Annotated in this window: 17 protein-coding genes and 10 pseudogenes; 10 read left to right on the top strand and 17 right to left on the bottom strand. The window is 70.7% G+C overall.

The window, feature by feature from the left end; all coding sequences use genetic code 11:
- Positions 1–35 precede the first annotated feature (35 nt).
- Positions 36–3,371 carry an adenosylcobalamin-dependent ribonucleoside-diphosphate reductase gene (locus AV541_RS09175; RefSeq protein WP_420855374.1) on the bottom strand — a complete coding sequence of 1,112 codons (3,336 nt, stop codon included), beginning with the start codon at positions 3,369–3,371 and terminating at the stop codon, positions 36–38.
- A gap of 662 nt (positions 3,372–4,033) precedes the next feature.
- A pseudogene (locus tag AV541_RS13660) lies at positions 4,034–4,207 on the bottom strand (ribonucleotide reductase N-terminal alpha domain-containing protein); the annotation flags it as partial.
- 190 nt (positions 4,208–4,397) lie between these two features.
- Between AV541_RS13660 and topA the strand changes: the two are divergent.
- On the top strand, positions 4,398–6,872 hold the full coding sequence (topA, locus tag AV541_RS09170) for a type I DNA topoisomerase (protein ID WP_060384739.1): 2,475 nt from the start codon (positions 4,398–4,400) through the stop codon (positions 6,870–6,872).
- A complete protein-coding gene (locus AV541_RS09165; RefSeq protein ID WP_014509855.1) occupies positions 6,872–7,135 on the top strand; it encodes a hypothetical protein in 264 nt (87 codons plus the stop codon). The genes topA and AV541_RS09165 overlap by 1 nt, the downstream gene beginning before the upstream one ends.
- Here AV541_RS09165 and AV541_RS09160 read toward each other — a convergent pair.
- From AV541_RS09160 to AV541_RS09145, 4 pseudogenes are all read right to left on the bottom strand, one after another.
- A pseudogene (locus AV541_RS09160) lies at positions 7,077–8,194 on the bottom strand (VanW family protein). The gene AV541_RS09165 and the pseudogene AV541_RS09160 sit on opposite strands and share 59 nt — an antisense overlap.
- 119 nt (positions 8,195–8,313) lie before the next feature.
- Positions 8,314–8,987: pseudogene (locus tag AV541_RS09155) on the bottom strand (ATP-binding cassette domain-containing protein).
- Positions 8,984–9,618: pseudogene (locus AV541_RS09150) on the bottom strand (ABC transporter permease). The pseudogenes AV541_RS09155 and AV541_RS09150 overlap by 4 nt, the downstream one beginning before the upstream one ends.
- A pseudogene (locus tag AV541_RS09145) lies at positions 9,605–10,401 on the bottom strand (ABC transporter substrate-binding protein). The pseudogenes AV541_RS09150 and AV541_RS09145 overlap by 14 nt, the downstream one beginning before the upstream one ends.
- Positions 10,402–10,431: 30 nt before the next feature.
- On the opposite strand from AV541_RS09145, the gene AV541_RS09140 reads away from it, so the two are divergent.
- Together AV541_RS09140 and AV541_RS09135 are read left to right on the top strand one after the other, a co-directional pair.
- On the top strand, positions 10,432–10,716 hold the full coding sequence (locus AV541_RS09140) for a DUF309 domain-containing protein (RefSeq protein WP_008631090.1): 285 nt from the start codon (positions 10,432–10,434) through the stop codon (positions 10,714–10,716).
- Positions 10,713–11,693 carry an asparaginase gene (locus tag AV541_RS09135; protein ID WP_060384738.1) on the top strand — a complete coding sequence of 327 codons (981 nt, stop codon included), beginning with the start codon at positions 10,713–10,715 and terminating at the stop codon, positions 11,691–11,693. The genes AV541_RS09140 and AV541_RS09135 overlap by 4 nt, the downstream gene beginning before the upstream one ends.
- On the opposite strand, the gene AV541_RS09130 is transcribed toward AV541_RS09135, so the two are convergent.
- From AV541_RS09130 to AV541_RS09120, 3 genes and pseudogenes are all read right to left on the bottom strand, one after another.
- The gene (locus AV541_RS09130) at positions 11,694–12,002 is read right to left on the bottom strand and encodes a DUF4282 domain-containing protein (RefSeq protein WP_060384737.1); all 309 of its coding nucleotides are present in this window, start codon (positions 12,000–12,002) and stop codon (positions 11,694–11,696) included.
- A 59-nt stretch (positions 12,003–12,061) separates the two neighbouring features.
- Positions 12,062–12,720 (bottom strand): annotated as a pseudogene (locus AV541_RS09125) (DUF5639 domain-containing protein).
- Positions 12,721–12,729: 9 nt separating this feature from the next.
- A pseudogene (locus AV541_RS09120) lies at positions 12,730–13,787 on the bottom strand (MFS transporter).
- Between the two features lie 17 nt (positions 13,788–13,804).
- On the opposite strand from AV541_RS09120, the pseudogene AV541_RS09115 reads away from it, so the two are divergent.
- The 3 pseudogenes from AV541_RS09115 to AV541_RS09105 all read left to right on the top strand — a co-directional run bounded on the left by AV541_RS09115 (position 13,805) and on the right by AV541_RS09105 (position 17,377).
- Positions 13,805–15,930: pseudogene (locus AV541_RS09115) on the top strand (primosomal protein N' family DNA-binding protein).
- Between the two features lie 14 nt (positions 15,931–15,944).
- A pseudogene (gene alr / locus AV541_RS09110) lies at positions 15,945–17,053 on the top strand (alanine racemase).
- Positions 17,054–17,057: 4 nt separating this feature from the next.
- Positions 17,058–17,377, top strand: a pseudogene (locus tag AV541_RS09105) (DUF3208 domain-containing protein).
- Here AV541_RS09105 and AV541_RS09100 read toward each other — a convergent pair.
- The 5 genes from AV541_RS09100 to AV541_RS09080 form a co-directional block, all read right to left on the bottom strand.
- The gene (locus AV541_RS09100) at positions 17,364–17,603 is read right to left on the bottom strand and encodes a hypothetical protein (protein ID WP_008631108.1); all 240 of its coding nucleotides are present in this window, start codon (positions 17,601–17,603) and stop codon (positions 17,364–17,366) included. The pseudogene AV541_RS09105 and the gene AV541_RS09100 sit on opposite strands and share 14 nt — an antisense overlap.
- A gap of 85 nt (positions 17,604–17,688) precedes the next feature.
- Positions 17,689–18,360 (bottom strand): molybdopterin converting factor subunit 1, encoded by a 672-nt coding sequence (gene moaD / locus AV541_RS09095; RefSeq protein WP_060384736.1) that lies wholly within the window; start codon positions 18,358–18,360, stop codon positions 17,689–17,691.
- On the bottom strand, positions 18,350–19,252 hold the full coding sequence (locus tag AV541_RS09090) for a LexA family protein (RefSeq protein WP_060384735.1): 903 nt from the start codon (positions 19,250–19,252) through the stop codon (positions 18,350–18,352). The genes moaD and AV541_RS09090 overlap by 11 nt, the downstream gene beginning before the upstream one ends.
- A 4-nt stretch (positions 19,253–19,256) precedes the next feature.
- Positions 19,257–19,607, bottom strand: coding sequence for a P-II family nitrogen regulator (locus AV541_RS09085; RefSeq protein ID WP_060384734.1), 351 nt, complete (start codon positions 19,605–19,607; stop codon positions 19,257–19,259).
- Positions 19,604–20,935, bottom strand: coding sequence for an ammonium transporter (locus tag AV541_RS09080; protein ID WP_038035009.1), 1,332 nt, complete (start codon positions 20,933–20,935; stop codon positions 19,604–19,606). Before AV541_RS09080 ends, AV541_RS09085 begins: the two co-directional genes overlap by 4 nt.
- Before the next feature lie 216 nt (positions 20,936–21,151).
- On the opposite strand from AV541_RS09080, the gene AV541_RS09075 reads away from it, so the two are divergent.
- Both AV541_RS09075 and AV541_RS09070 read left to right on the top strand, forming a co-directional pair.
- Positions 21,152–22,687: an ATP-binding protein gene (locus AV541_RS09075; RefSeq protein ID WP_008631115.1), complete on the top strand. Its 1,536-nt coding sequence runs from the start codon at positions 21,152–21,154 to the stop codon at positions 22,685–22,687.
- Between the two features lie 28 nt (positions 22,688–22,715).
- Entirely contained in the window at positions 22,716–23,168 is a 453-nt protein-coding gene (locus AV541_RS09070; protein WP_008631116.1) for a tRNA (cytidine(34)-2'-O)-methyltransferase, read from the top strand.
- Here AV541_RS09070 and AV541_RS09065 read toward each other — a convergent pair.
- Positions 23,155–23,787, bottom strand: a complete 633-nt coding sequence (locus AV541_RS09065; RefSeq protein WP_209440254.1) for a metallophosphoesterase — start codon at positions 23,785–23,787, stop codon at positions 23,155–23,157. The genes AV541_RS09070 and AV541_RS09065 overlap by 14 nt on opposite strands.
- Before the next feature lie 28 nt (positions 23,788–23,815).
- Here AV541_RS09065 and AV541_RS09060 point away from each other — a divergent pair, with 28 nt between their 5' ends.
- Positions 23,816–24,700, top strand: a complete 885-nt coding sequence (locus AV541_RS09060) for a histone deacetylase family protein (protein WP_060384732.1) — start codon at positions 23,816–23,818, stop codon at positions 24,698–24,700.
- Here the strand turns inward: AV541_RS09060 and AV541_RS09055 are convergent.
- Both AV541_RS09055 and AV541_RS09050 read right to left on the bottom strand, forming a co-directional pair.
- Positions 24,670–25,527: a GNAT family N-acetyltransferase gene (locus tag AV541_RS09055; RefSeq protein WP_060384731.1), complete on the bottom strand. Its 858-nt coding sequence runs from the start codon at positions 25,525–25,527 to the stop codon at positions 24,670–24,672. The genes AV541_RS09060 and AV541_RS09055 overlap by 31 nt on opposite strands.
- Entirely contained in the window at positions 25,484–26,167 is a 684-nt protein-coding gene (locus tag AV541_RS09050) for a histidine phosphatase family protein (protein ID WP_060384730.1), read from the bottom strand. The genes AV541_RS09055 and AV541_RS09050 overlap by 44 nt, the downstream gene beginning before the upstream one ends.
- Positions 26,168–26,176 lie beyond the last annotated feature (9 nt).

Below are 26,176 nucleotides of genomic sequence, written 5' to 3'. Positions count from 1 at the left end.
GGCCTAGGCCCTCCCCCGGGCGTCCGGGGATTGGCTCAGCCGCACTTGGCGTAACCGCAGGCCTGGCACTTCCAGCACCCCTCCTCCCGCACCAGGGCCTTCTCCCCGCAGGAGGGGCAGGGGGCGGCCCCGGCCAGGGCGATCCCGCCGCCCGAGAGGACGGGGGCGGAGGAGAGGTCCTCCGGGGCCCCTGAGGCCATCTGGGGGACGGTCTCCAGGGCCACGGCGATGAGGTCCGCCTTGCTGGAGACCAGCCTGCCCTGGTAGGTGCCGTAAAGCCCTCCGTTGATGCCCCGAAGCGTCCGGACAATGGCCTCCGGGGGCACCCCGTACTGGAGGGCGATGGAGACCACCCGGCCTAAGGCTTCACTATCGGCGTTCGCCTCGTCCCCGGCCTTGCCCGAGGTGAGGATGACCTCAATGGGCCGGCCCTCCAGGGTGTTCACCGTGACGAGGAAGCTCCGCTTGGACCCGTCGGGGGCGAAGAGTTTGACCATGTCGGTGAAGCCCATGAGGCGGCCGGGCCGTTCGTAGACGGGCTTGCCGGGTTCGGGGGCCTTGGCCTCTTGGGGCTTTGCCTCCTCCGGCTTCTTCTCCGCCTTCTCCTCCTTCTTCACCGTGAGGACCTGGAACTCCCGGGAGCCGTCCCGGTAGACGGTGATCCCTTTGCACCCTGTGCGGTAAGCCTCGGTGTAAGCGGCTTCCACATCCTCCACCGTGGCGTGGTTGGGAAGGTTGATGGTCTTGGAGATGGAGTTGGCGGCGTACCCCTCGGCGTCAAAGGCCCGCTGGACCACCCCCTGCATCCGCACGTGGTCCAAGGGGTGGACATCGTGGGCAGAGAGGAAGACCCGCCGGATCGCCTCGGGGACGAAGGGAAGGTTTCGCACGGAGCCGTGGCCGTCCTTCTGGATCTCCTCCACGATCTTCTCCCAGTCCCACTTCCCCTCCTTCGCGAAACCGGGCGCGGGCGGGTAGGCCTCCATGAGCTCCACGAAGAGGGGGTGGAGGAGGGGCTTGTACTCCCCGCCGATCCTGCGCCAGACGAAGGGGCTGAAGACGGGCTCAATCCCCGAGGAGACCCCCATGAGCATGCTCGTGGTCCCCGTGGGGGCCACGGTGAGGAGGGCCACGTTGCGCCGCGGGCGGATCCCGAGGCTCTGGAAGTACTCCCTGTGCTCCTCGTAGAGGGGGAAGGGGCCCCGTTCCTCGGCGAGGGCCTCGGAGGCTTTGATGGCCTCCTCCCGCATGGCGGAGACGATCTCGTAGACCTTCTCCCTCGCCTCCTCGGAGTCGTAGGGGAGGCCCATCTTGATGAGGGCATCGGCGAGGCCCATGAGGCCGAGGCCGAGCCTCCTGAGCCTCTTCGCCGCCATTTCGTTGTCGGGGAGGGCGAACTTGTTCACGTCCAGGACGTTGTCCAGGAAGCGGATGGCGGTGCGGACGTCCCGGCGGAACTCCTCCATCTGGAACTCCCCGTCCTTCACGTAGGCGGCGAGGTTCATGGCCCCGAGGTCGCAGGGCTCGCCCACGGTGAGCGGGATCTCACCACAGGGGTTAGTGGAACGGATCCAATAACGCTCCCCGAGCCCCTTGAGGGCCGAGAGCGCGTTCACCCGGTCCACGAAGATGAGCCCCGGCTCCCCCGTGGCCCAGGCGTGCCAGGCGATCTCGTGCCAGAGCCACCGGGCGGGGACCTTCCCCCCGTAGAGGGGGATGGCCTTGGCCCCGTCCTCCCGCTCGGGGAGGGGAGGAAGCTTGCCCGTGTAGGGGCCCTCTACGGGATAGGGGTAGTACTTCCCGGGGACCTCAATGGGGGTCACGGGCCAGAGCTCGTCCTTTTCCACCGCCTCCAGGAAGCGGTCGGTGGCTAGGACGGAGATGTTGAAGGTGGAGATGTCGCCCTCCGCCTTCTCCCGGTCCAGGTCCTTGGCGGTGAGGAAGTCCAGGAGGTCGGGGTGTTCTATGGAGAGGGTGGCCATCCCGGCCCCGCGGCGGGTGTTGTGGCTTACCAGGCCGTTGGCCAGGTAAGTGTGGTTGCCCTCCACGGAAAGGTCTAGGGTGAGGATCTCGCCCCCCGGCTCCACGGAAGCCACCCGCACATAGTACTCGTTGAAGGGGAAGGGGTCGGCTTCCAAGCCCAGGTCCTGGGCCTTTTCCAGGACCATGGCGTACCCCGTGGCGGTGAGCTGGCGCTCGCCCCGGAGGTACCGGAGGAGGTCTTTCCGCAAGGGGGTATAGGGGGAGGCGTAGCCCTTCCTGCCCTTTTCCGTCACCGTCAGGAGGGGTTTCAGCAACCCCTCGGCATGGGGCAGGGGCCAGCTGGACTCCCGGCGGATGTCGGGCTTGATCCCGTGAAGGGCCTCTAGGCGGGAGCCCTTGGGTACCCCGATCCTCTCCAAGTAGCGCTCCAGGCCCTTGGCGGTTACCACCCGGACCCGGTAGTGCTCGGCCTTGGAGAAGCGCCCCGGCAGGGGGTTATAGCGGAGGAGCTTGGAGGGGATGCCAAGCCCCCCCAGGAGGACCATCACGTCCTGGGCCAGGCGTTTGGAGGCGGTGGTCAGCATGGGGTAGCCTGCGGTAATGGTGCCGTCGGCCTCAAAGAGGCCCCGGAGGAAGGCGGCGAGGACAGGGCGGGGGCTTTGGCGGATGGCCCTGGGGACCTCCAGCTCCCGGGCCTTTCCCTTGAGAAGGCCGTTCTTCCTGAGCCAGGTGACCAGGGGACGGCTCCGGACCACCAGGGTGACGCTCCGGTCGCCGGGCTTTCGTTCCTCCCGGAGCTCCAGCCCAAAGAGCTCCCGGAAGAGGCGCTTGGCTTCTTCCCGCATGGGCTCCTCCTCGTGGACGGAGAAGCCGATCCGGTCCCCACTCACGAAGCCCTCTCCGAAGAAGAACCCTAGGAGGAAGGCCAGGTCCTCGGTGAGCACCTCCGGGGTGCGGATGGGGGTGGTGTTGGGGTGGAGGGGTTCGTCCAGAGGGGCAAGCTGGACCGGGGTTCCCGTGTGCTCGTCCAGCACCCAGATCACCCAGTCTCCGGGCCTGAGGTCTTGGAGTTCCACCCATTCCCGCGTTCCGTCCTCCCGAAGGACCTTGAGCTTGTGGTTGAGGGTTCCTTGGACCTCGAGGCCGTTTTCCAGCACCACCCGGAGGGTGGGCGCCACGCCGTTGTTGTAGCCTTCGGGGCTCGGCCGCCAGCCCTCATCGGTGGCCACGCTTAAAGTGTGGGGTTGCCAGCCCCGCCGGAAGGGGTCCACCAGCTCCCGGAGGCGCAAGGTGCCCCGGTCGGTGTGGACCAGGGTGTCGGGATGGAGGCACCCTCCCTGCCTGACCACCCGGAGCACGGGGGCGTAGACGTAGCGCAGGGTGGCCACGGGGCCCGCCTCCTCGGCCCCCAGGCCACCCACTCCAGGAAGTTGTCAAAGATCTCAAAGAGGAAGCTCACCGGCCCCGAGCTCGTCCCGCCGCTTCCCCGGATGGGGGCGCCTTCGGGGCGGAGGAGGGAGAAGTCCACGTGGGGCTTCTGGCCTTTGCGCGCCAGGTCCGCGGCCTCCCGGGCGGCGTCAATGATCCCCCCCATGTCGTCGGGAACGAGGATGCGCCCTTCCGGAGGCTCCTTGACCGTACGCACCCCGTAGCGCTCCGCCAGGGCCTTAAGCTCAGGGGAGAGGGCGCCGTAGACCACCCGGGCGAAGTTCTTGAGGGAGATCTCCTCCTTGGCCCCGTCGGGGTTGATGGGCGGGCGCATCAGGCCCCGGATGAAGTCCTCCACGTCGGGGTGTTCCGCCGAGAGGTAGGCCACGCCCTCCACGGCCCGCCGTGCCCTCTTCCCTTTGGAGCGGTAGGGGTCCAGGTTCACCCCGTTGCCCCCGCCCACCTTGGTGACCAGGGCGAGCTTCTTGGCCACCTCCATGATGCCCGCGAAGCTCTCGGGGGGGTTTTCCGTGGCGCCCTGGACGAAGCAGTTGAGGAGGTTGCCGTGGACGGTGCCCGCCCCGGCGAGGATCCGCCCCCCGGGGGAGAAGCGCTTCTCCGCCATGAGGCGGAAGAAGCGCTCCTCCCACTGGGAGCGCTCCTCCTCCCGCTCCACCTTGGCGATCTCCCGGGCCACGCGGCGGAACATGCCCAGGATGTCCCCGTCCCCGGGCTGGAGGTACTGGCGCCTGGCGATGGCCTGCGCGTGCTCGTCAAAGAAATACCCGTCCCTCATATCCATACCTCCACCTTAACCCCATATCTTGGGGCACCCATCCGGAAGGCTACTACCGGTTGGGTTTGGGCGCAAGTGTCGGGGTCCACACTTTGGCCTGGAATGTTGCCCGTAGCCTCCAGACTACCACAAGACCTCGAGGGCCCGTGGGGTTGACAAGCCGCGGGAGGAGGCCCCTAAATAGGGGGCGATGCCCAAGAGCGCCAAGCGCCGCGCGAGCCAGCCCACCGGCGCGGAGACCCTGGTGGTGGTGGAGTCCCCGGCCAAGGCCCGGAGCATCCAAAAGATGCTGGGGCCGGGCTACGAGGTCCGGGCGAGCCTAGGGCACGTGGTGGACCTCCCCGAGCGGAGCCTGGGGGTGGACGTGGAGCGGGACTTCGCCCCCACCTACGAGGTGAAGAAGGACAAGAAGCCCGTGGTGGAGGAGCTGAAGCGGGCGGCGAAGGGCAAGCGCCTGCTCATCGCCACCGACCCCGACCGGGAGGGGGAGGCCATCGGCTGGCACGTGGCCCGCCTCCTGGGGCGGGACCCCAAGGAGCCCCTCCGGGTGGAGTTCCACGAGATCACCCCCAGGGTGGTCCGCCAGGCGGTGGAGGCCCCGCGGCCCATTGACCAGAACCTGGTGGACGCCCAGCAGGCCCGGCGCGTCCTGGACCGCCTCCTCGGGTACAACCTCTCCCCCCTCCTCTCCCTGGAGTTCCGCAAGCGGGCCCTCTCGGCCGGCCGGGTGCAGAGCGTGGCCTTGAGGCTCGTGGTGGAGCGGGAGGAGGCCATTGAGGCCTTCCGGCCCGAGGAGTACTGGGTCCTCCGGGGCGTCTTCGCCGTGGAGGGCGGGGAGGCTCCCCTGGTGGCCGTGCTCCACGAGGTGGAGGGGAAGCGCCTCTGGACGGGGCAGGGGGAGAAGGAGGGCCGGCTCCACCTCGCCTCGGAGGCCGAGGCCCATGCCCTGGCCGAGGCCCTGCGGAAGGGGAGCTACCGGGTGGCCCAGGTGGAGGTGCGGGAGCGGCGCAAGGCCCCCCCGCCCCCCTTCACCACCTCCACCCTCCAGCAGGCCGCCTCAAGCCGCTTGGGCTACACCGCCGCCCGCACCATGCGCATCGCCCAGCGCCTCTACGAGGGGGTGGACCTGCCGGAGGGGACCGTGGGCCTCATCACCTACATGCGCACGGACTCGGTGCGGGTGGCCCCCGAGGCGGTGGCGGCGGCCCGGGAGGTGATCGGGAAGGCCTTCGGCCCGGAGTACCTGCCGGAGGCCCCGCGGGCCTACAAGAACCGCAGGGAAGGGGTCCAGGACGCCCACGAGGCCATCCGCCCCACCGACCCCAAAAGGACCCCGGAAAGCGTCCGCCCCTACCTGTCCGAGGAGGAGTACCGCCTCTACGAGCTCATCTGGCGCCGCTTCCTGGCGAGCCAGATGCGGGACGCCCTCTACGAGCAGACGGCGGTCACCCTGGCCGACCTCGAGGGCCGCTACGCCTTCCGCGCCTCGGGCTCGGTGCTCCGCTTTGAGGGGTACCTCCGGGCCTGGGGGCGGGACGCCGAGGAGGAGGAGGAGCCCCCCGTCCCCGCGGTGCCCGAGGGGGTTTCTGCCCGGCTTGAGGAGGTCCAGGAGGAGCGGCGCTTCACCGAGCCCCCGCCCCGCTACACCGACGCCAGCCTGGTGAAGACCATGGAGGAGCTGGGGATCGGCCGCCCTTCCACCTACGCCCCCACCCTCGAGACCCTGGAAAAGCGGGGGTACGTGGCCCGAAAAGGGCGGACCCTTTTCCCCACCCCCCTGGGCCGCCAGGTCACCGCCTACCTGCGGGAAAGGTTCCCCCAGGTGGTGGCCTACGAGTTCACCGCCCGGATGGAGGAGCGGCTGGACGAGGTGGAGGAGGGGCGCGTTCCCTGGCCCAAGGTGGTCTGGGAGTTCTATGAACCCTTTTTGGGGGAGCTCGCCCAGGTGCCCAAGAAGACCTGCCCCCGGTGCGGCAGGCCCTTGGAGCTCAAGGTGAGCCGCTACGGCCAGTTCCTGGGGTGCACGGGCTACCCGGAGTGCACCTACACCGAGCCCCTGGAAAGGCGGGAGGCGGAGCCCATCGGGGAGGCCTGCCCCAAGTGCGGCCGCCCCCTCCTCAGGAAGGAGGGCCGCTACGGCGCTTTCATCGCCTGCTCCGGCTACCCCGAGTGCGACTACACCCGGGACGACGGGACCCCCACGGGCCACACCTGCCCCAAGTGCGGGGGCCGGGTTCTGGAAAAGCGGAGCCGGAGGGGCAGGCCCTACTACAAGTGCGAGAACAACGCTTGCGACTTTCTCTCCTTCTACCCCCTCCTGGAGGAGGCCTGCCCCGCCTGCGGTTGGCCCCTGGTGAAGAAAGGGGAGAAGGCCTTCTGCCTCAACCCCGCCTGCCCGGAGCACGAGCCGAGCCTCCTTCCCGCCCCCAAGGAGGCCAAGAAAGGGCGGTCCCGGGGGAAGGGCAAGCCCCCCCTCGCCCCCCCTAAGGACTGGGAGGAGCTCGTCCCCTTCCTCCCCGGGCTTTCCCCCGAGGAGCGCCGGGCGGTGGAGGCCCTGGCCCGGGGGGAGGCCCTGGCCGAGGAGGAGGCGCGGCTTGCCCGGCGGGCCCTCTTCAAGCTCCGCATGCGCAAGGGCAAGGCCCGGAAGGAGCCGGTCCGGGCGTGATGGCGAGCTTCAAGCTCCACCTCCTGCGCCTCGCCCGGGAGGGCCAGGTGGAGGTCCCGGGGGTACCGGGGCTTAGGGCCTACACCTTGAGGGAGGGGCTGGAGCGGCCGGGGCCGGCCTTCTACCTCCTCCTGGAGGGGGAGCTCGTGGTGGACCTGCCCGAGGGCCGGTACCTGCACCTGCGCCGCGGGGAGGCGGCCCGGGTCACGGAGCCGCACCGGCTTCTTCCGGTGGAGCGGGCGGTGCTTCTGGAGCTGGGCTAGGCCCCACCAGATAGACTGCCCCCCAGGGGCGGTAGACGCTCACCACCTGGTCCTCCCGGACGCGCCCGTCCCCGTAGCGCACGCGGCGGCGGACCACCACCTTGGCCCCTTCGGCGGCGAAGTCCACCTGCTTGCGCGCCCCCGGGGGAAGGGTGGGGTCGGGGATCTCCCGGGGGGGGAGGGGGGGCTTGCGGTCCGTGATGAAGGGGCCCTCCCAGGCCACCTCCCGGTCCTTGGTGCCGAAGAGGTGGAAGCGGAGGCGGCCTTCCTGCACCGAGGCCTGGATCCAGAGGGCCCCGGGGGTGTCGTTCAGGACCTTGAGGTCCTTGTAGGGCTGGATCACGGCGGCGTCCAGCCCGGGGGGCTTATAGTAGGCCACCTGGTAGCTGTGGGCGTGGCGTTCCAGGATGGGGAGGCCGGCGAAGAAGAAGGCCCGGAAGAGGGTGGTGGAGACCTGGCACACCCCGCCCCCCACGCCGATTTCCGTCCGGTCCCCCACGATGACGTAGGCCTCCTTGAACCCGGCCTCGAGGGCAATGGGCCCCAGGGCCCGGTTGAAGGAGAAGGGGCCTGGGGGGACGAGGAGGCCGTCCAAGCGGCTCGCCGCCAGGCGGATGTTGTGGACCCGCTCGGGGCTCGAGCCCCAAAAGCCCGTCTCCGCCGTGGCCAGGTGCTCCCGCACCCCGAGGGCGTAGAGGTCCTCAAGGCTTGGGGAAGGGGGCGTGTAGCGCACCGGGAGGAGGAAGCGCTTTTTCCCCTGCGCTCGGGCCTCGCGGAAGGCCTTTAAGGCCTCCTCCCGGTCAAAGGCGAGGCCCTTCTTCTCCACACCCTGCCACCGCCCGTCCTGGTAGATAAACCGGGGGGCCGGGGCGGCCGGGCGAGCCGGTCCAGGAGGCGGAGAAGCTCTCCTTCCGAGGCCACGGGGTAGCGTTGGGTTCCGGTGTAGGCCACGAGCCGCCCCTCCTCGAGGACGTTCTCCCGCAGGACGAGGACCGCCTCCAGGGGAGCGCTCTGCCCCAAGGCGAGGCCGAGGAGGAAGAGGAGGGCGATGGGGCGCATACCCTATTATGCCTCCCATCCGGACCTGAGGCCAGTCATACCCTCGCTTCCTTCGGCCCACAAACCCTAGCAGGGACCTTTTGCCGGGGCCCCATGCTTTGGGCCAGCCTCGGGCGGGGTCAGAAGACCATCTCCCCCCGGAGGAAGGCCTGGGTTCTTGGGTCCTTGGGGGCGGCGAAGACCTCCGCTACGGGGCCTTCCTCCACCGCCTCCCCCGGTGCAGGAAGAGGAGGTGGTGGCCCAGGCGCCGGGCCTGGAAGAGGTTGTGGGTGGCGAGGACCACACCCCGGCCCTCCTCCGCGGCCCGGCGCAGGAGGACCTCCACCCGGAGGGCGTTCGCCGGGTCCAGGTTGGCGGTGGGCTCGTCCAGGAGGAGGACCTCGGGCTCCACCGCCAGGGCCCGGGCCAGGGCGAGGCGGGCCGCCTCCCCGGCGGAGAGGCGGTGGGCCGGCCGGGAGGCCAGGGCCTCGAGGCCCACCTCCTTGAGCCGGGCCTGGGCCCGCTGGCGCGCCTTTTCCCGGGGGACGCCGTGGAGGAGGAGGCCGAAGGCGGCGTTGTCCAGGACGCTTCGGTGGAGGAGGGGCGGGGTCTGGGGCAGGTAGACCCTAAGCCCCCCCGTCACGCGCCCCCCTTCCGGCGGGAGGAGGCCCGCGAGGAGGCGGAGGAGGGTGGTCTTGCCGCTCCCCGAGGGGCCGAGGACCACGAGCACCTCTCCCGGGGCCAGGGCGAGGCGCGGCACCCGGAGCCGGAAGCCGGGGAAGGTTAGGGTCAGGTCCTCCGCCTGGAGGATCACTCCCGCTCCAGGATAACCAGGAAGGCGGTGACCAGGAGGGCGATGCCGAGGAGGACCGCCCCCAGGGCCAGGGCCGCCTGCAGCTCCCCCATGCGGGTCTCCACCACGATGGCGGTGGTGAGGACCCGGGTGTGGTGGCGGATGTCCCCCCCTACCAGGGTGGCCGCCCCCACCTCGCTGATGGCCCCCCAAACCCCGCCGCCAGGGCGGCGGCCAGGGTGCGGCGGCTTTCCCAGAAGAGGGTGGGAAGTACCTGCCCCTCCTTACCCCCCAGGCTCCGCACCAGAAGCCGCACCTCTTCCACCCGGCTCCGGGCCCCGGAGAGGACGAAGGCGGCGATGGGGGGAAAGGCCAGGACCGCCTCCGCCAGCACCATGGCGTAGGGGGTGTAAAGAAGCCCCAAGAAGCCCAAGGGCCCGGAGCGGGAAAGGAGGAGGTAAAAGAGGAGGCCCACCACCACCGAGGGCAGGGCGAGCCCGGAGTAGAGGAGAACCCGCCCCAAGAGCCCCCCGCCCCCCCGCAAGGCCAGCCAGAGGCCCAAGGGCACCGCAGGCAAGGCCGCCAAGAGGGTGGCGAGCCCCGCCACCCAAAGGCTGCGCAGGGCGATCTCCCAAAGCTCAACGGCCTCCACTTACCGGGATGATACACCGCCCCCTCAGGGGCTGGAACAGGGTCTGCCCTTCCACCTTCAGGCTTTCCACCAGGCGGGCGGCCTCCTCCGTGGCCAGGAAGCGGCGGAGCGCCTGGGCCTCCTTGACCCTCGCCCCCCGGGAACCACGTAATAGGTGTACTGGTTCAGGAGAAGGGGGTCGTCTTCCCGGGCGTAAAGGGCCACCAAGCCCCGCTTCCGGCCCACGGTGAGGTAGGTGGCCAGGTCGGAGAGGGTGTAGGCCCCCTTCTCCGCCGCCAGGACCAGGGTCTGGCCCATCCCCGCCCCCGACTCCAGGTACCAGTCCCCCTGCGGAGTCAGGCCCGCCGCCTGCCAAAGGGCCAGCTCCTTTAGGTGGGTGCCCGAGCGGTCCCCCCGGGAAACAAAGAGGGCCCGGGCCTGGGCGATGCGCCGCAGGGCCTCCCGGATGTCCTTCGCCCCCCGCACCCCGGCGGGGTCCCCCGCGGGCCCCACCAGGAGGAAGATGTTCTTGGCCAAGCAGAAGGGCTCGGCTATGATACCCCGCCTAAGGGCCTCCTCCTCCAGCTCCGGGGCGTGGGTCAAGACGGCATCCACGTCCTTGCGCTCCGCCAGGCGCAGGGCCTGGCCCGTGCCCACGGCCAGGACCTCCACCTGCACCCCCGAGGCCTTCGTGAAGGCCGGCAAGAGCCGGTCCAGAAGCCCCGAGTCGTAGACGCTGGTGGTGGTGGCGAGCCGCAGGGCCAAGGCCGGCCCCAGCAGAACGAGGAGGGCGAGGAGGCGCATGGGACAATTATAGCCCGGTAAGCTGGGGGCGTGGTGCCCGACTGGGAGGAGGTCCTGGGCCTGTGGCGGGCGGGGCGGTACTACGAGGTGCACGAGGTCCTGGAGCCCTACTGGCTTAAGGCCACGGGGGAGGAGCGCCGCCTCCTCCAGGGGGTGATCCTCTTGGCGGCGGCCCTCCACCAGAGGCGCTTGGGCCGGCCGGGCCTGCGCAACCTGAAGAAGGCGGAGACCCGGCTGGAGGGGCTTCCCTGCCCCCTCATGGGCCTGGACTGGTGCTCGCTTTTGCAGGAGGCCCGGCGTAGACTCGGGGCGTGAGCGCCGAGGTCTTCGTTTACCGCGGCTCCTTGGTGGAAAACCGGCACCGCGTTTCCCTGGCCCTCTGGGGCCCGGAGGGGCTTGTGGCCTACGGGGGCGACCCCGGCCTGGTGGCCTACCTGCGTTCCTCCGCCAAGCCCTTCCAGGCCCTAGCCCTCTACCTTACGGGGGCGGTAGAGCGCTTTGGCCTCACGGAGGAGGAGGTGGCCTTGGCCACGGCGAGCCACGACGGGACGCCCCGGCACGTGGAGGTGGCGGCCCGCTTCCTGGGGAAGCTCGGACTGGGGCCGGAGCACCTGGCCTGCGGGGTCCACCCGCCCTTCTCCCGGGAGGCGCGGGCGGCCCTCGAGGCCCAGGGCCTTAGGCCCACCCCCCTGCACCACAACTGCTCCGGGAAGCACGCCGGGATGCTGGCCGCGGCCTTGGCCCTCGGGGCGCCCGCGGACGAGTACCACCTGCCGGACCACCCCGTCCAGCGCCTCAACCTGGCGACGCTGGAGGCCCTCTCAGGGGTTCGGCCGGGGCTCGCCACCGACGGGTGCAGCGTCCCCACCTTCGCCCTCCCCCTGGCCCGGGCCGCCCGGGCCTTCTTCCTCTTGGCCGACCCTGGCCGCGCGCCCGAGGCCTACCGGACACCCCTCCTCCGGGTGCGTGAGGCCATGCGCCGCCACCCTGACCTGGTGGCGGGGCCGGGGAGCGTGGATACCCTCCTCATGGAGCGGCTCCCCGTGGTGGCCAAACGGGGTGCGGACGGGTACTACGGCCTCGCCCTTCTGGAAGGCCCCCGGGGGCCCTTGGGCGTGGCCTTGAAGGTGGAGGACGGGGCTACCCAGGCCCGGGAGGTGGCGGTGGTGGCCCTCCTCCGGGTCCTGGGCCTGGAGCCGGGAGAGACACCTTGGGACCGGCCCCCCGTACGCAACCACCGGGGCCTCGAGGTGGGCCACTGGGAGGCCCGGCTCAACCTGGTCTGGGTTTGATCAGGCCTTTTCCTTCCGCAGGGCGTCCCGGATCTCCCGGGTGTTTTCGGCGATGCGGATTAGGGAGACCAGGGCCTCGAGGGTCACCCGGACGGCGACGGCGTAGAGGAGGAACCCGAGGGGAGCGAGAACGAGGAGGGTGAGGACGCCGAGGCCTGCGGAGGCCTCAAAGGCCCCCACCACGGCGAAGAGGGCGTAGATGCCCCCCACCGCCAGGGCCAGGGCGTAGACGAGCCCCGTGAGCTGGATGGTTACGAACCGCTCAAAGGCCAGGTCAAAGAGGGCGGCGAAGAACTCCTTCGCGTTCATGTTTACCTCCTTTCCCCTCAAGCTTACCCTTGGCCCCTCCGGAAAATCAATCCACCCGGCTAGAGCACCCGGGCGAGGCGCAGGAAGGCCGGGGGCGGGGGAGGGGGGGCGCCGCCGTCCTGGTAGCGGAAGCGCAGGTCCCAAAGGGGCCCTTCCCCCAGGCCCAGGCCGCGGGGGAAGCGGGGCCTCAGGTCCAAGGGCCGGGCCTCCTCCCCCCGAAGGCCTCCCGGAACCTCTCCACCTCCTTAGGGTGGCCGAAGTGGTAGGCGTAGAGCCACGGGCCTTCCTCCTCCTCGAGGGCGAAGAGGAACCGGGGAGTGGGAACGAGGCGGGGGAAGCTCCCGGAAAAGGGCCGCCGCAGGAAGGCTTGGGCCCGCCCGGGGCGCAGGCGCAGCACCACCTCCTCCGCCTGGCCCAGAAGGCCGAAGCTCCCCACGAAAAGCCGGACCAGGTCGTAGCCCTGGACGTTCTTCACCACCACTCCTCCTGCCCGGACGCGGCGTCCCTTGGGGGTGCGGAAGGTGAGGCCCAGGACCTCCGCGGGGAAGAAGAAGGTCTGGGCGAAGCCGCCCCGGGCCACGAGCCCCCCGACCCCGCCCGGGAGCTCCACGGGGGGAAAGGGAGGGAAAAGCCCCGTTCCCGCGAGGAGGGCGTGGACCTCCAAGAGGCCCGCTTCGCCCGGGGCCACCAGGTACTGGTCGGCTGCGTGAACCTCCATGGGGTCATGCTACTTCGCCTCCACGGGGGCGAGGAGAAGGGCGAGGAGGGCGAGGGCGGCGCCAAGCCCCACCGCCAAGGGGAAGCTGTGCAGGAAGAAGAGGTAGGCGAGGCCCGCCAGGGTGCCCCCCAGGTAGAAGCTTGCCACGTAGGTCCCGCTCACCCCCGGCCCCCTCTGCCCTGCGGCCCCCGAGGCCAGGCTTTGGGCCGTGAAGAGGAAGGCCATGAGGAGAACGAAGCCCGCCACCAGGAAGGGCGGGGGAAGGAGGAGGAGGCCTAGGGCCACGAGGACGCCGAGGAAGGCCAGGCGGAAGGTGCGCCGAGGACCGAGCCTTGCGGCGAGGAAGCCCGAGAGGGCGCTCCCCGGGAGGCCAAAGAGGTAGGCCAGGTACACGAGCCCCACCTCCGCCGGGCGGTAGCCCAGGTCCAAAAGCCGGTAGGGGAGGAGGTTGGCCAGAAAGAGGTTGAGGAAGAGGAGGACAGCGCCCACCAGGTACAGGGGGAGAGCCCGGAGGTCGTAGCGGGCGGGCCCCAGGGCGGGTGTCTTCCCCCCGGGGAGGCTGAGGAGGAGGAGGCCCAGGGCCAAGGCGGGGAGGGAGAGGAAAAGGAGGGCCTCCCGCACCCCCAGGCCCTCGGCCAGCACCCCGGCGAGGACCCGGCCGAGGCCACCCCCAAGGACGTTGCCCGCCATGTAGAGGCCCGCCACCTCCCAGGCCCGCTTGGGGTAGAGGCGGGGGAGAAGGGCGATGGCCAGGGCAGGGACGAGGGCCGCCCCGGCCCCCTGGAGGAGCCGGGCCAGGGTCCAGAGGAAAAGGCTCGGGCTCAAAGCCCCCAGGACCCCGCCCGCCCCCACCAGGAGGAGGCCCCCGCCCAGGAGGACCCCGGGGGGAAGGGAAAGCCTCGGGGTCAGGGGGGAGAGGAGGACGAGGAGGAGGAGGGGAAGCCCCATTCCCAGCCCCGCGGCCCCCGGGGGGCCCCGAAGAGCCTCTCCAGGAGGGGGAGGAGGGGGACCACCGCGTAGAGGGCGCTGTAGAGGGCTACGCCCGAGAAGAGCACGGCGAGCCGCACACCCTTATGCTAGGCCTGTGCGGGTGCTCCAGGTGGCCCTTCCCCTGCCGCTTCCGCCCATGAGCTACCTTCCCCCCCTGGGGCAGGAGGGAGAAGAGGCCTTGGGGCGGCGGGTGGCCGTTCCTTTTCGGGGGGAGGTCCAGGTGGGGGTGGTGGTGGGGGAGGGGGGGCGGCCCTCCCTGAGCCTCCGCCACGCCATCGCCTACCTGGACCCCGCCCCCTACCTGCGCCCGGAGGAGATCCTCTTTTTGGAGGAGGCGGCCCGCTACCTCTTCGCCCCCCTGGGCCAGGTGCTGGCGGACTTCCTCCCTCCCTTCCCCCCTTTGCGCCACCGGGTCCGCCTCTACCCGGGGGCGGACCCGAAGGTCCTGCCCCCGGGGCTTGGGGCCCTGGTGGACTGGCGGGAGGCCCGGGGCTTTGACCCCAAGCTTTTGGACTACCTGCGGGAGGCGGGGATGCTGGAGGAAGAGCTCGCCTTCCGGGAAGCGCGGGGGGTGCTGGTGCCCCTGAAGCCCGCCCACCCCGATCCCCAGCTGGACCGCGTCCTTCAGGTCCTGCGGGAGCTGGGCTTCGCCGAAAGCCAGGCGGCCTTGGCCCGGGCGGCGGGGGTGGGGGTGGGCCGGGTGCGCCGTCTCGTCCAGGAGGGGTACATCGGCACCGCGTCCCTAGAGGAGGCCGCCCCGCCCCCGGCGGACGGGGTGGACGTGGCGCCCCTCCACCTTCCCGAGAGGCCCGAGCGGGTCAACGGCGGGAGGTTTCTGGAGCGTATTCGGGCGCTCAAGGGGCTTTTGGGGGAGGGGGACCACCTGGTCCTCTTCCCCGAGGTGAGCCTCTTGGAGCGGTTTCTCGCCCACTTCCCCGAGGCCACGCCCTACCACGGGGGGCTTTCCGGCCCGGTCCGGGAGCGGTTTTTCCGGAGGCCGCGCGGCGTGGTCTTCGCCACCTACGGCGGGCTTCTCCTCCCCTTCACCCCGCGCGCTTTGGTGGTGGTGGAGGAGGGGAGCGAAAGCTACAAGCTCCCCTCGGGGAGCCGGGCCTTCGTTCCTCCGCTTGCGGAACTTAGGGCCCGGCTCCTTGGGGTGCCCCTCACCTACCTCTCCCTGGTGCCCGCGGTGGAGGTTTTGGAGCGGAAGGGGTTTGCCCTGCCCGTGCCCAAGCCCCGCCTTCTCCTCTTGGACCTCCGGCGGGAGCGGGGCTTTCCCGTCACGGGGCGGGCCTTGGCCCTTCTCCGCCAGGTGGAGGAGCGGGGGCGGCAGGCCGTGGTCCTCTCCGCCCGAAAGGGGTACAGCGCCCTCCTCCTCTGCCAGGACTGCGGCTTCCGGCCCATGTGCCCCGACTGCGCCTTGCCCCTGCGGTACCACCGGGAGGGGAAGGGGGCGCTGGTCTGCCACCAGTGCGGCCACCGCGAGGACCCGCCCCTTCTCTGTCCCCGGTGCGGTTCCCCCCTTCTCGCCCCCAAGGGGCCCGGGGTGGACTGGATCCGGGAGGCCCTTGCGGAGAGGCTTTCCCTTCCCGTTTACCGCTACGCCGGCGACGGAAAAGACGACCTCACCCCCCTTCTCGAGGGCCGGCCGGGGGTGGTGGTGGGGACCACGGCCCTCCTCAGGGGGCCTAGGCTTCCCGACCTCGCCCTCGTCCTCCTCCCTTTGGCGGACGGCTTCCTCCTGGAGTCGGACTTCCGGGCGGCGGAGCGGTACCACCGCCTTCTCTGGGCCCTCACGGAGCTCAGGCCCGGGCGGAGGCCCCTCCTCGTCCTCCAGACCTTCACCCCGAGCACCCCGTGCACCGAGCCCTCGAGGCGGGGGAGGTGGAGGCCTACCTGTGGCAGGAGAAGGCCCTGCGGGAGGCCCTCAACTACCCGCCGCGGGTGCGCATGGTGAAGCTTGAGGTGCGCCACCGGAAGGAAGAGCGGGCCCGGGAAAAGGCCTTCGCCCTCCTGGAGGCCTTGCGGGCCGAGGCGGAGGAGGGGGAGGTCCTGGGCCCCGCCCCCGCTCCCGTGCCCCGGGTGAAGGGGCATTACGTCTTCCACCTCCTCCTCCGGGGGAGCACGGAGCGGCTCGCCCGCCTCCTCGGCCTCCTGGACCGGCGGCAGTTCAGGCTGGACCCCGACCCCTTCCACTTCGTGGGGCTTTTGGAGGACTGAGCGCCCCCAAGGGCGTGCGCCCGGGCGGGTATCCTAAAGGGGTGCAGGCCCGGGCCTGGATAGAGGTGGACCTTGCCGCCCTCTGGGCGAACTACCGGCTTCTCGCCGGGCGGGCGGGAGGGGAGGTGATCCCCGTGCTCAAGGCGGACGCCTACGGCCACGGGGCCCTTCCCCTGGCCCGCTTCCTGGAGGGAAAGGGCGTGGGGCGCTTCGCCGTGGCCACCCTGGAGGAGGGGAGGGCCTTGAGGGAAGGGGGGTCAAGGGGGAGGTCCTCCTTCTCGGGAGCCTCCACCCCCTAGAGGCGGAGGCGGCTCTAAGGTGGGGGCTTACCCCAACCCTTTCCACCCTCGAGGCGGCGGAGGCCCTTTCCCTGCGGGCCCGCGCCCTGGGTCTTGTGCCCCGGGCCCACCTCAAGGTGGACACGGGCATGAACCGGGTGGGCTTTCCCTGGGAGGAGGCGGCTTCGGCCCTGCGGGCGGTGGAGGCCATGGGGGTGAGGGTGGAAGGCGTCTACACCCACCTCGCCACCGCCGGGGAGGACGCGGCCTTCGTGGAGACGCAGCGGCGCCGCTTCCAGGAGGTGCGCCGCGCCCTGGGGAAAAATTACTTTTACCACCTGGAGAGCTCCCTGGGCCTCCTCCGCCACGGGGCCACGGCGGGGGTGCGGGTGGGGCTCGCCCTTTACGGCCTCGTCCCCGGCTTTGGCCTCAAGCCCGTCCTTCGGATCCTCGCCCGGCCCACCCTGGTGAAGCGCCTGAAGGCGGGGGACCGGGTGGGGTACGGGGGGGTCTATGTGGCCCGGGGCGGGGAGTGGCTCGCCACCCTGCCCGTGGGGTACGCCGACGGGCTTCCCTGGGGGGCGGTGCGGTTCGTGAAGGGGCCGGACGGGCGCCTCCTGGAGGTGGCGGGCCGGATCTCCATGGACCAGACCACCGTCCTCCTCCCCGGCCCCGTGGGCCTCGAGGCCGTGTTTGAGGTGCTCTCGGCGGACTTCGGTCCCACGGGCCTCCTGGCCTGGGCCGAGGCCCGGGGCACCCTTCCCTACGAGGTGGCGGTGCACCTTTCCCGGAGGCTTCCGAGGCTTTACCTCCTGGAAGGGGCGGTCTTCGCCCGGGTAGGCTAGGGGCGTGGAGGCCATCCGGCTTTTCCAGGGCTACCTCTGGCATCCCAAAGAGGACCCTTGGGACCTCAAGGCCCTTTTGCCCCAGGAGGTCCTTGGGGCGAGGCTTCTTCTGGACGAGGTCCCGCCCCCCACCCCCTTCTTTGAGGACGGCACCCCCACCCACACCCAGCGCTTCTACCAGCTCACCCTCCTGGTCCTCACGGAAAAGCCCCCGAGGCCCTGAAGCCCCTGGCCGAGGAGGCGGCAAAGGCCCTTGGGGAAGTTTTAGAGGGCCTTCCCCCGGGAGTGGGCTGGCTCCTTCTGGAGGACCTCAGGCCCCTCTAGGCCGCCTGGGGACGGCGTACCCCCAGGTGAGGCCGAGGGCGAGGAGGAGGAGACCCAAGGGCCTAGGCCGCGCCAGGAGGCCCACGAACCCCCCGAAGAGGAGAAGCCCGAAGGCCACCCGGCCCCGCCCCGCCCGGTAGGCCCGGCCCGAGAGGAAGCCGAGGAGGAGGGGGAGGGCGAAGAGGACGAGGAGGAGGAGAAAGGCGGCGAAGGCAAAGGAGGTCATGCCCCTTTCCCCTATTCGGGCCATCCAGGGCGAGGGGGCCTGCCCTCAGGGCCCCTCTGCGGGCTCAGGCCCGCAGAGGGAAGGCTCATAGCCGCTTGTCCTCCGGGGCGAAGCCCTCCACCCAGAAGCTTCCGTCCTTGCGGTGCTCCTTCTTCCAGACGGGGAGGATCTGCTTCACCCGGTCAATGGCGTACTGGCAGGCGGCGAAGGCCTCCTTGCGGTGCCGTGCCGAGACCACGATGGCGATGGAGGCCTCCCCCGGGTCCACCCGGCCCAGGCGGTGCCAGAGGGCGATGCGGCCCAAGGGCCAGCGGGCGCGCATCTCGGCGAGGATCTCCGCCATCACCTTTTCCGCCATCTCCGGGTAGGCCTCGTACTCCAAAAAGGCCACCTCCTCCCCTCGGTTGGGGCTTCGGGTGGTGCCGAGGAAGCTCACCACCGCCCCGTACTCCGGGGCCGTGGCCCAGGCCACGAGGGCCTCGAGGTCCAAAGGCTCCTGGGTCAGGCCGTAGGAGTCCTGCCCGCCGGAGACCGGGGGAAAAAAGGCCACCTCGTCCCCCTCCTTTAAGGGGGTTTCCGCCCCCGCCAGGGCCTGGTTCACCGCTGCCATTCCGCCCTCGAGGCGAAGCCCGGGGAAGCGTTCCTCCAGGGCTTTCTGGGCCTCCCGCACCCGGGCGCCCTCGGGGAGCTCCAGGGCGAGGCGGTCCGTCCCCGCTTGCTCCCGGTAAAGGGCGAAGAGCCGGACCTCAATCCGCATGCTGCCCAGTATAGACCTGGGAGAGGCTATAGGCCACGGAGAGGGCCTCGGCGTAGCGCATGCGCAAGGGGCCGATCAGGGTGAGCTCCCCCAGCCACTCCCCCTTCTGGAAGCCCGCCTGGACCAGGGCGAGCCCCTCCACCTCCCCCACCCGCACGTCCACCCTGCCGGGTGGAGTGAGGAGGTCCTCGCCGCCTTCCTCGTAAAGGGCCACGAGCCGCTCCAGAAACCCGGGATCCTTGGCCTCGGGCTCCTTCAGGGCCTCGGAGAGGCCCTCCCGGTACCGGAGGGCGAAGCCGGAGGCGAGGGCCCGGGAGAGGTGGGCGAAGAGCTCCTCCAGGCCCTTGGGGGCCTCGGGCAGGGCCTCCAAGGACCCCGTGAGGGCCTCCTCCGCCCGGCGGAGGGCCTCCTGGGGGAGGACGAGGGGGAGCCGGACCTCCTTGACCCGCCCCCCCTCGAGGACCAGCACCGCCAGGGTGCCCTCGGGGAGGGGGGAGAGGTGAACCTGGAGGAGCTTGGGGGCCCGCCGGGGCCGGAGGCGGAGGAGGGCGGGGTAGCCGGAAAGCCCCACCGCCACCTTCACCAGGAAGGCCTCGGGCTCCCGGGCTCCCTCCAAGGCCCGTTCCAGGCGCCTACGGGTGGCTTCCGGCAGGGGCCTGGGGGGGAGGAGGGAAAGGGAGTACTGGCGGAAGCCCTGCCGCGTGGGTACCCTCCCCGCCGAGGCGTGGGGCTTGGTGAGGTAGCCCATCTCCTCGAGGGCGATGAGCTCGTACCGGGCCAGGGCGGGGGAAAGGCCCAGCCCCTCGGCGATCCGCGCCGAGGGCACCGGGGCCTTGGTCTGGATGTACTCGTCCACCAAGAGGTGGAGAACCCGCCGCTGCCTGGCCGTCACATCCTTATTGTACCGGGGTCACGGCGGCCTCGTCCTCCTCCCCGGTGCGGATCCGGTAGACCTTCTCCACCGGGAGGACGAAGATTTTCCCGTCCCCCACCTCCCCGGTGCGGGCCGCCCTCAGGATGGCCTCCACCGTGGGCTTCACGAAGGGCTCCGAGACCCCGATCTCCAGGCGCACCTTCTCGTGGAGCTCCATCTTCACCGTGGTGCCCCGGTAGGTCTCCACCTTTTCCGTCTCCCCGCCGTGGCCCTGGACGCGGCTTAGGGTGAGCCCGCGGACCTCCGCCTGGAAAAGGGCCTCCAGCACCTCGTTGAGCTTCTCCGGGCGGACGATGGCCACGATGAGCTTCACGCCTCACCTCCCTTAGGCTTCAGGGCGGGCACGGAGGGGTTCCCCGAGGAAAGGACCAGGATGGCCCCTTCCCCGCTCGTGTAGGCCTCCTCGCCGTGCTGGGTCACGTCCAGGCCCACCCCTTCCTCCTTGGGGCCTGCCCGCAAGGGGGTGAGGAGGCCCACCAGCTTGAGGAGGGCGAAGGTGCCCAAGGCGGAGTAGGCCATGGCCACCGCCACCGCCAGGGCCTGGACCCCAAGCTGGGCGGGGTTGCCGAAGAGAAGGCCCTTGGCCCCGCCCCAGGCCTCCTCCGCCAGGAGGCCGGTGAGGAGGGCCCCGGTGATCCCTCCGACCCCGTGGCCGGCGAAGACGTCCAGGCTGTCGTCCAGCCGGGTCCTCGCCCGCCAGAGGAGGGCGTAGTAGCTGGGGAAGGCGGCAAGCGCCCCGATGAGGAGGGCGGAGAGAGGGGAGACGAAGCCTGCGGCCGGGGTCACGGCCACCAGGCCCACCACGATGGCCGTGGCCGCCCCCACCGCCGTGGCTTTGCCGGTGCGAAGGAGGTCCAGGAGGGTCCAGGCCAGAAGGGTGGCCGCGGGGGCCAGCATGGTGTTCGCGAAGGCCAGGGCAGCCGAGGCGTTGGCCGCCAGGGCGCTTCCCCCGTTGAAGCCGAACCAGCCGAACCAGAGGAGAGCTGCTCCCAAAAGGGTGAAGGGGACGTTATGGGGCAGGATGGCCTGCCGCCCGTAGTCCTTCCGCGCGCCCAGGACCAGGGCGCCCACCAAGGCGGCGACGCCGGCGTTGATGTGCACCACCGTGCCCCCGGCGAAGTCCAGGGCGCCCAGGGCCCCCAAAAACCCCCCGCCCCAGACCCAGTGGGCGATGGGGGCGTAGACGAGAAGCCCCCAGAGGGTGAGGAAGAGAAGAAGGGCAGGAAAGCGCATCCGCTCCACCAGGGCCCCCGTGAGGAGGGCGGCGGTGAGGATGGCGAAGGTGCCCTGGAAGGCCATGAAGAGGAGGTGGGGGATATCCCCCTTGGCCTCGAGGCCCACCCCCTTGAGGAAGGCGTGCCCAAGCCCTCCAAGCCATGGGCTTCCTTCGGCGAAGGCCAGGCTGTAGCCCAAAAGGGCCCAGCCCACCCCCACGAACCCCAGGGCGGCGAAGCTCATCATCATGGTGTTCAAGGCGTTTTTGGAGCGTACCAGCCCTCCGTAGAAAAAGGCCAAGGCCGGTGTCATGAGGAAGACCAGGGCCGTGGACACCAGGATCCACGCCGTGGCCGCCCCGTCCACCCCTTCCGCCAAGGCAACTCCCGATAGCCCCAATGCCGTTATGAGGGTTTTCTTCCGCATCCTCGCACCCCCTTAGGGCCAAGGGTAGAGGATGGGATGCAAAATGTCAATAGATCCTGCGACAAATTGCAATAACTATCCGAACGTTACAAGAAGACTTGCCGACTTACCTTGCTAAGTGTTCCGCAAAAATGGCGCATATGCCACGGATTTATTGAACAAACCTGCGACCGAGCCCCTCCCTCTCCTCCCCGGACGCCCCGTAAACTGGGCCCCGTGACGTGGGAGGAGCTTGAGGAACGTCTGGCCCGGGGGCAGGACGAGCGCACCCTCTTCCTGCCCCAGGACATCTCCCCCGAGGACCTGGCCCGCTACGCCGCGGGCCTCGCCAACCACAAGGGGGGCACCCTCTTCCTGGGCGTGAGCCCCGAGGGCAAGGTCCTGGGCGCCCAGGACCTCCACCCCCTGCAGGTGACCCACGCCCTCTTTGAGCTCACCCAAGGGCTCCTCCTCCCCTACGTGGAGGTGGTGGAGGGGCCCTGGGGCCGGGTGCTCGCCCTCCACGTGCCCCAAAGCCCGGCGGCCATCGCCGTGGGGACGGGGCGGGTGCCCTTCTGGGACGGGAGGCGCCTTTCGGAGCTCAAGGTGGGCCAGAGCCTGCCCGAGCCCGACTTCACCGCCCAGGTCCTGCCCGCGGCGAGCCTTTCCGACCTGGACCCGGTGGAGGTCTTGCGCTTAAGGCGCATCCTGGAGGAACGGGGAAGCGCCTTGGCCGCCCTCCCCGACCTGGAGCTCCTCTTTGCCCTGGGGCTCTTGGAGCGGGTGGAGGGGGAGGTGCGCCCCACGGTGGCGGGTCTTCTCCTGGCGGGGACGTCCCTCGCCTTAAAGCGGCTTCTCCCCCAGGCGGAGGTGAGCTACTACTTCCACGAGGCCGAAGAAGGCTACAGCTTCCGGGAGGACCTCCTTAAGCCCATCCCCGCCCTCCTGGAGCGCCTGAAGGAGCTCATCCAGGCGCGGAACCGGGTCCGTTTCCTCACCGTGGGGCTTTTCCGCCTCGAGGTCTGGGACTTTGACCAGGAGGTCTACCGCGAGGCCCTGGTCAACGCCCTCGTCCACCGGGACTGGCGGAGCAAGGACGCCATCCAGGTCCACCACTACCGGGACCGGCTGGAGGTCTCCAACCCCGGCGGCTTCCCCCCCGGCATCACCCCGGAGAACGTCCTCCGCCACCCCCCCAAAAGGCGGAACCCCCGCCTGGCCGAGGCCCTCTACCGCCTGGGCTACGTGGAGCGGGCGGGAAGCGGCGTGGACAAGATGTACCGCCTCCTCCTCAAGTACGGCAAGGAGCCCCCGGAGTACCGCCTCTTCCCCGAGGCCCTGACCCTCGTCCTCTACAACCCCGAGCTGGACGAGGCCTTCGTGCGGGAGATCGCCGAGGCCCAGGAGCGGCTTGGGGGGTTCAGCCTGGACCACCTCATCGCCGTGGGGTACCTGCGCCGGGTGGGGGAGGCGGGCTTGGAGGAGCTTGCCCGGGCGCTCCAGCTTCCCGAGGAGGCGGCGCGGCGGGTCCTTTCCCGCATGGAAAGGATGGGGCTTCTGCGTAAGGAGGGAGGGCGGTACCACCTGGCCCGGCGGGACCTTTTGGCGGAGCGGGCCCTCGCCCTCTTGGAGGCGCCCAGGCGCCGCCAAGAGGTGGAGCGGGCCCTCGGGCTTTCCCGCAAAAGGGCCCTGGAGCTTCTCCGCCGCCTCATCCGGGAGGGTCGGGTGGAACGGGTGGGCCGGGGGGCGGCCACCCGCTACCGGAGGCGGTGAAATCGCCCCATCCCGGTTTAGGAGAAGCATGGCGCTCCACTTGGTCCTCTACCAGCCCGAGATCCCCCAGAACGTGGGCAACATCGCCCGCACCGCGGCCGCCTTGGGGTGGCCCCTCCACCTCATCCGCCCCTTGGGCTTCCTCCTCTCTAGCCCCAAGCTCAAGCGGGCGGGCCTGGACTACTGGCCCCACGTGGACCTCAGGCTCCACGACTCCTTTGCGGCGTTCCTGGAGGCCCTGCCCCGGGGGGCGCGGGTCTTCGCCTTCAGCGCCCGGGGGGAAGCCTCCCTCTACGAGGCCCGCTTCCGGGAGGGGGACTACCTCCTCTTCGGCCCCGAAAGCCGGGGGCTTCCCGAGGAGGTCCTCGCCCGCTTCCCCACCCTAAAGATCCCCATGCCGGGACCGGTGCGCTCCTTGAACCTGGCGGTGGCCGTGGGGGTGGCGGCCTACGAGGCCTACCGCCAGCTCACAGGGCGATGAGGGCGTAGCCCTGGGCGTGGACCACCTCCACGCCCAAAGGGGTGCGGTGCCGCCTTTTTGGGTTCGCCCCGAGGAGCGGGGTGTGGCCGTGGACGTGGAGCCTGGGCCGGTAGAGGCGGTGGAGGAGGAGGAAGGCCCCTGCCCCCCGGTGGGCGAAGTCCTCCCCGGAGGTGGGCCCCGGGGGCGGGGCATGGGTGAGGAGGACGTCCAGCCCGTGGCCCAAGAGGAGCCGCCTTGGGAGGAGGAGGGGAAGGGGTTTGAGGGCCAGACGGTAGAGCTCGGCCTCCGAGAGCTGCCCCTCCCCCTCCCGGTAGCGGGGTACCCCCCCGATGCCATAGAAGAGCCTCCCCCGGTGGCGGAAAAGTCGGCCGTGGAGGTTCACCACCCCTCCGGGGCGCCGCCTCTTTCCCCCCTCCCACACCCACTCCTCCCCGTGGTTCCCGGGCACGTAGAGCACGGGCACCCGGACCTTGGTGGCCACGTACTCCAGGTACTCCCCCGGAAGGTCCCCCGCCGCCAGCACCAGGTCAAAGGGGGGGAGGTTTTCGGGGAAGCGGGGGGAGTGGATGTGGGGGTGGACCTGGTCGGAGAGGAGAAGGAGGCGCACGCTCCTTTTCATTCTGGCAAAAAGGCGTAAGGATAGGGGCGTGCGGGCCTACACCACAGCCCACCTCTTCCTTCCCCTGCCCGAGGGCCACCCTTTTCCCCTCTACAAGTACGGGGGCGTGGCCGAGGCCCTAAAGGGGCTTCTTCCCGTCCTCCCCGCCCCCGAGGTGCCCCGGGAGGCCCTCTTCCTGGCCCACGAGGCTTCCTACCTGGAGAAGCTTTTCGGGGAGGGGCTTACCCGGGAGGAGTCCTTGAGGCTTGGCCTCCCCTTTAGCCAGGCCCTCTTGCGGCGTGCCCTCCACGCCGCCGGGGGCACCCTGGCCGCGGCCCTGGACGCCCTTAAGACCGGCCTCGGCCTCAACCTCGCCGGGGGCACCCACCACGCCTTCCCCGGCCGGGCCGAGGGGTACAGCCTCTTCAACGACGTGGCCGTGGCCATTTTCTGGCTCCGGGCCAAGGAGGGGTTTTCGGGCCGGGTCTTGGTGGTGGACCTGGACGCCCACCAGGGGAACGGCACCGCCTTCTTCTTCCGGGAGGACCCCTCCGTCTTCACCCTCTCCCTCCACGGGGAGCGGAACTACCCCCTGAAGAAGGAAAGGAGCGACCTGGACGTGGGCCTTCCCGATGGGACGGGGGACGAGGCCTACCTCTGGGCCTTGGAGGAGGCCCTGGAGAAGGCCCGGGCCTTCCGCCCGGACCTCGTCTTCTACAACGCCGGGGTGGACGTCTTAAAGGGGGACCGCTTCGGCCGCCTCGCCTTAAGCCCGGAAGGGGTGAGGCGGCGGGACGAACGGGTCTTCCGCTTCGTCAAGGCCCTCGGGGCGCCCCTCGTGGTGGTGATGGGCGGGGGGTACAACCGCGACCCCCGCCTCACCGTGGAGGCCCACGCGGCGACCTACCGCCTGGCCTTGAGCTCCTTGGCGTAGGTGGCCACCGCCTCCTCGAGGCTAAACCCCAGGCTCCGGTAGAGGTCTAGAGCGCCCTTTTCGTGGTCGTGGGCCCGGACCCGGAGAAGGTCCGCCCCCTTCCTTCGGGCGAGCTTCGCCGCCTCGGAGAGGAGGGTGCGCCCGATCCCCTTCCCCCGGGCCTCGGGGACGACCCCGATGTAGGCCACGCTGGCCTCGCCTCCTTCCAGCTCCACCTCGGCGAGGCCCACGGGCACCCCTTTCAGGTAGGCCACGAGGAGGTGGACGGCGGGGTCCTGGAAGTGCTCCTCAAGCTCCTCGTCCGTCCAGCGGAGGCGCAGGGCCCAGCTCTCCTCGCTTTCCCGGTAGAGCTCCCGGTAGACCCCGGCCCCGGGGAAGCCCTCCTCCACCCGCACGCCCTCGGGGGCGGGGTAGTCCAGCCCCTCGGGGTGCTTGACGAAGAAGTAGGTCACGTGGAGGAGGCCGAAGCCCGCTTCCTCCAGGACCCGGCGCAGGACCCGGTTTTCCTCCCGGGGGAAGGCGTAAAGCCGCTCCACCTCCACCTCTCGGGCCCGCTTCTCCGCCGCCTCCAGGAGGGGGGGCAGGTCCTCCTCCCGGTAGGCCAGGGGCCCTTCCAAAGCGGCCCCGTCCCAGAAGGGGTAGAGGCCCACGTACCCCGCCACCTCCTCCCCCTCCTTAAGGAGGACGAGGCCGTCTTCCAGCTCCTCGGCGAGGCCCTCGAGGTCCCTGGCCTCCGGGGCGAGGACGCCCCGCTCGGGGCTTTGGTCCATGTGGCGGAGGAGCCTAAGAAGCCCCGGGAGGTCCTTGCGGGCCACGGGCCGGATCATGCCCCCAGTCTACCGCCAGGTTCAGGGCCTTCACCACCCCCTCCTCCCCGTAGAAGTCCACCACGGAGAGCCGGGCGTAGTCCTGCTCCAGCCTGAGGCCCTCTTCAGGGGGTAAGGGGAGGGCGAGGCTTAGGGCGGCCCGGTTCAGGGTGCAGTTCCCCACCACGAGGAGGGCCTGGCCCCGGTGCTTCCCGAGGAGGGCCTTCACCGCCCGCCTCCCCCGTTCCCAGGCCTCCCGCACGCTCTCTCCCCCGGGCGGGGCGAAGCCCGCCTCGTCCGCCGTCCAGGCGGCCACGGCCCCGGGGAAGCGGGCCTCCACCTCGGGGAAGGAAAGCCCCTCCCAGGCGCCCCAGGCCCGTTCCCGCAGCTCGGGGAGGAGGGTGTAGGGCACCCCCAGGGCCTCGGCGAAAAGCCGGGCCGCCTCGGCCTCCGCCAGGCTGTCGGCGGCGTAGACGTGGGCCACGGGGAAGCCTTGGAGGAGGGGAAGGAGGGCGAGGAGGGCGCTTCGGCCCTTGGGGCTTAGGGGCAGGCCCGGGTGGCTGTAGAGCACGTGGCGGGGGTTCTCCACGGGCCCGGCCCGGGTGAGGAGGAGGGTGGTCTTCTTGTGGGGGCCCTTCAGGAAGTGGGCGAGGAGGCCCATATCCGTAGA

This window comes from Thermus parvatiensis (genome assembly GCF_001535545.1).
Taxonomy (GTDB): domain Bacteria; phylum Deinococcota; class Deinococci; order Deinococcales; family Thermaceae; genus Thermus; species Thermus parvatiensis.
The sequence above is the reverse complement of the archived record's forward strand: the minus strand, read 5'-3'. Positions and strand labels throughout refer to the sequence as shown.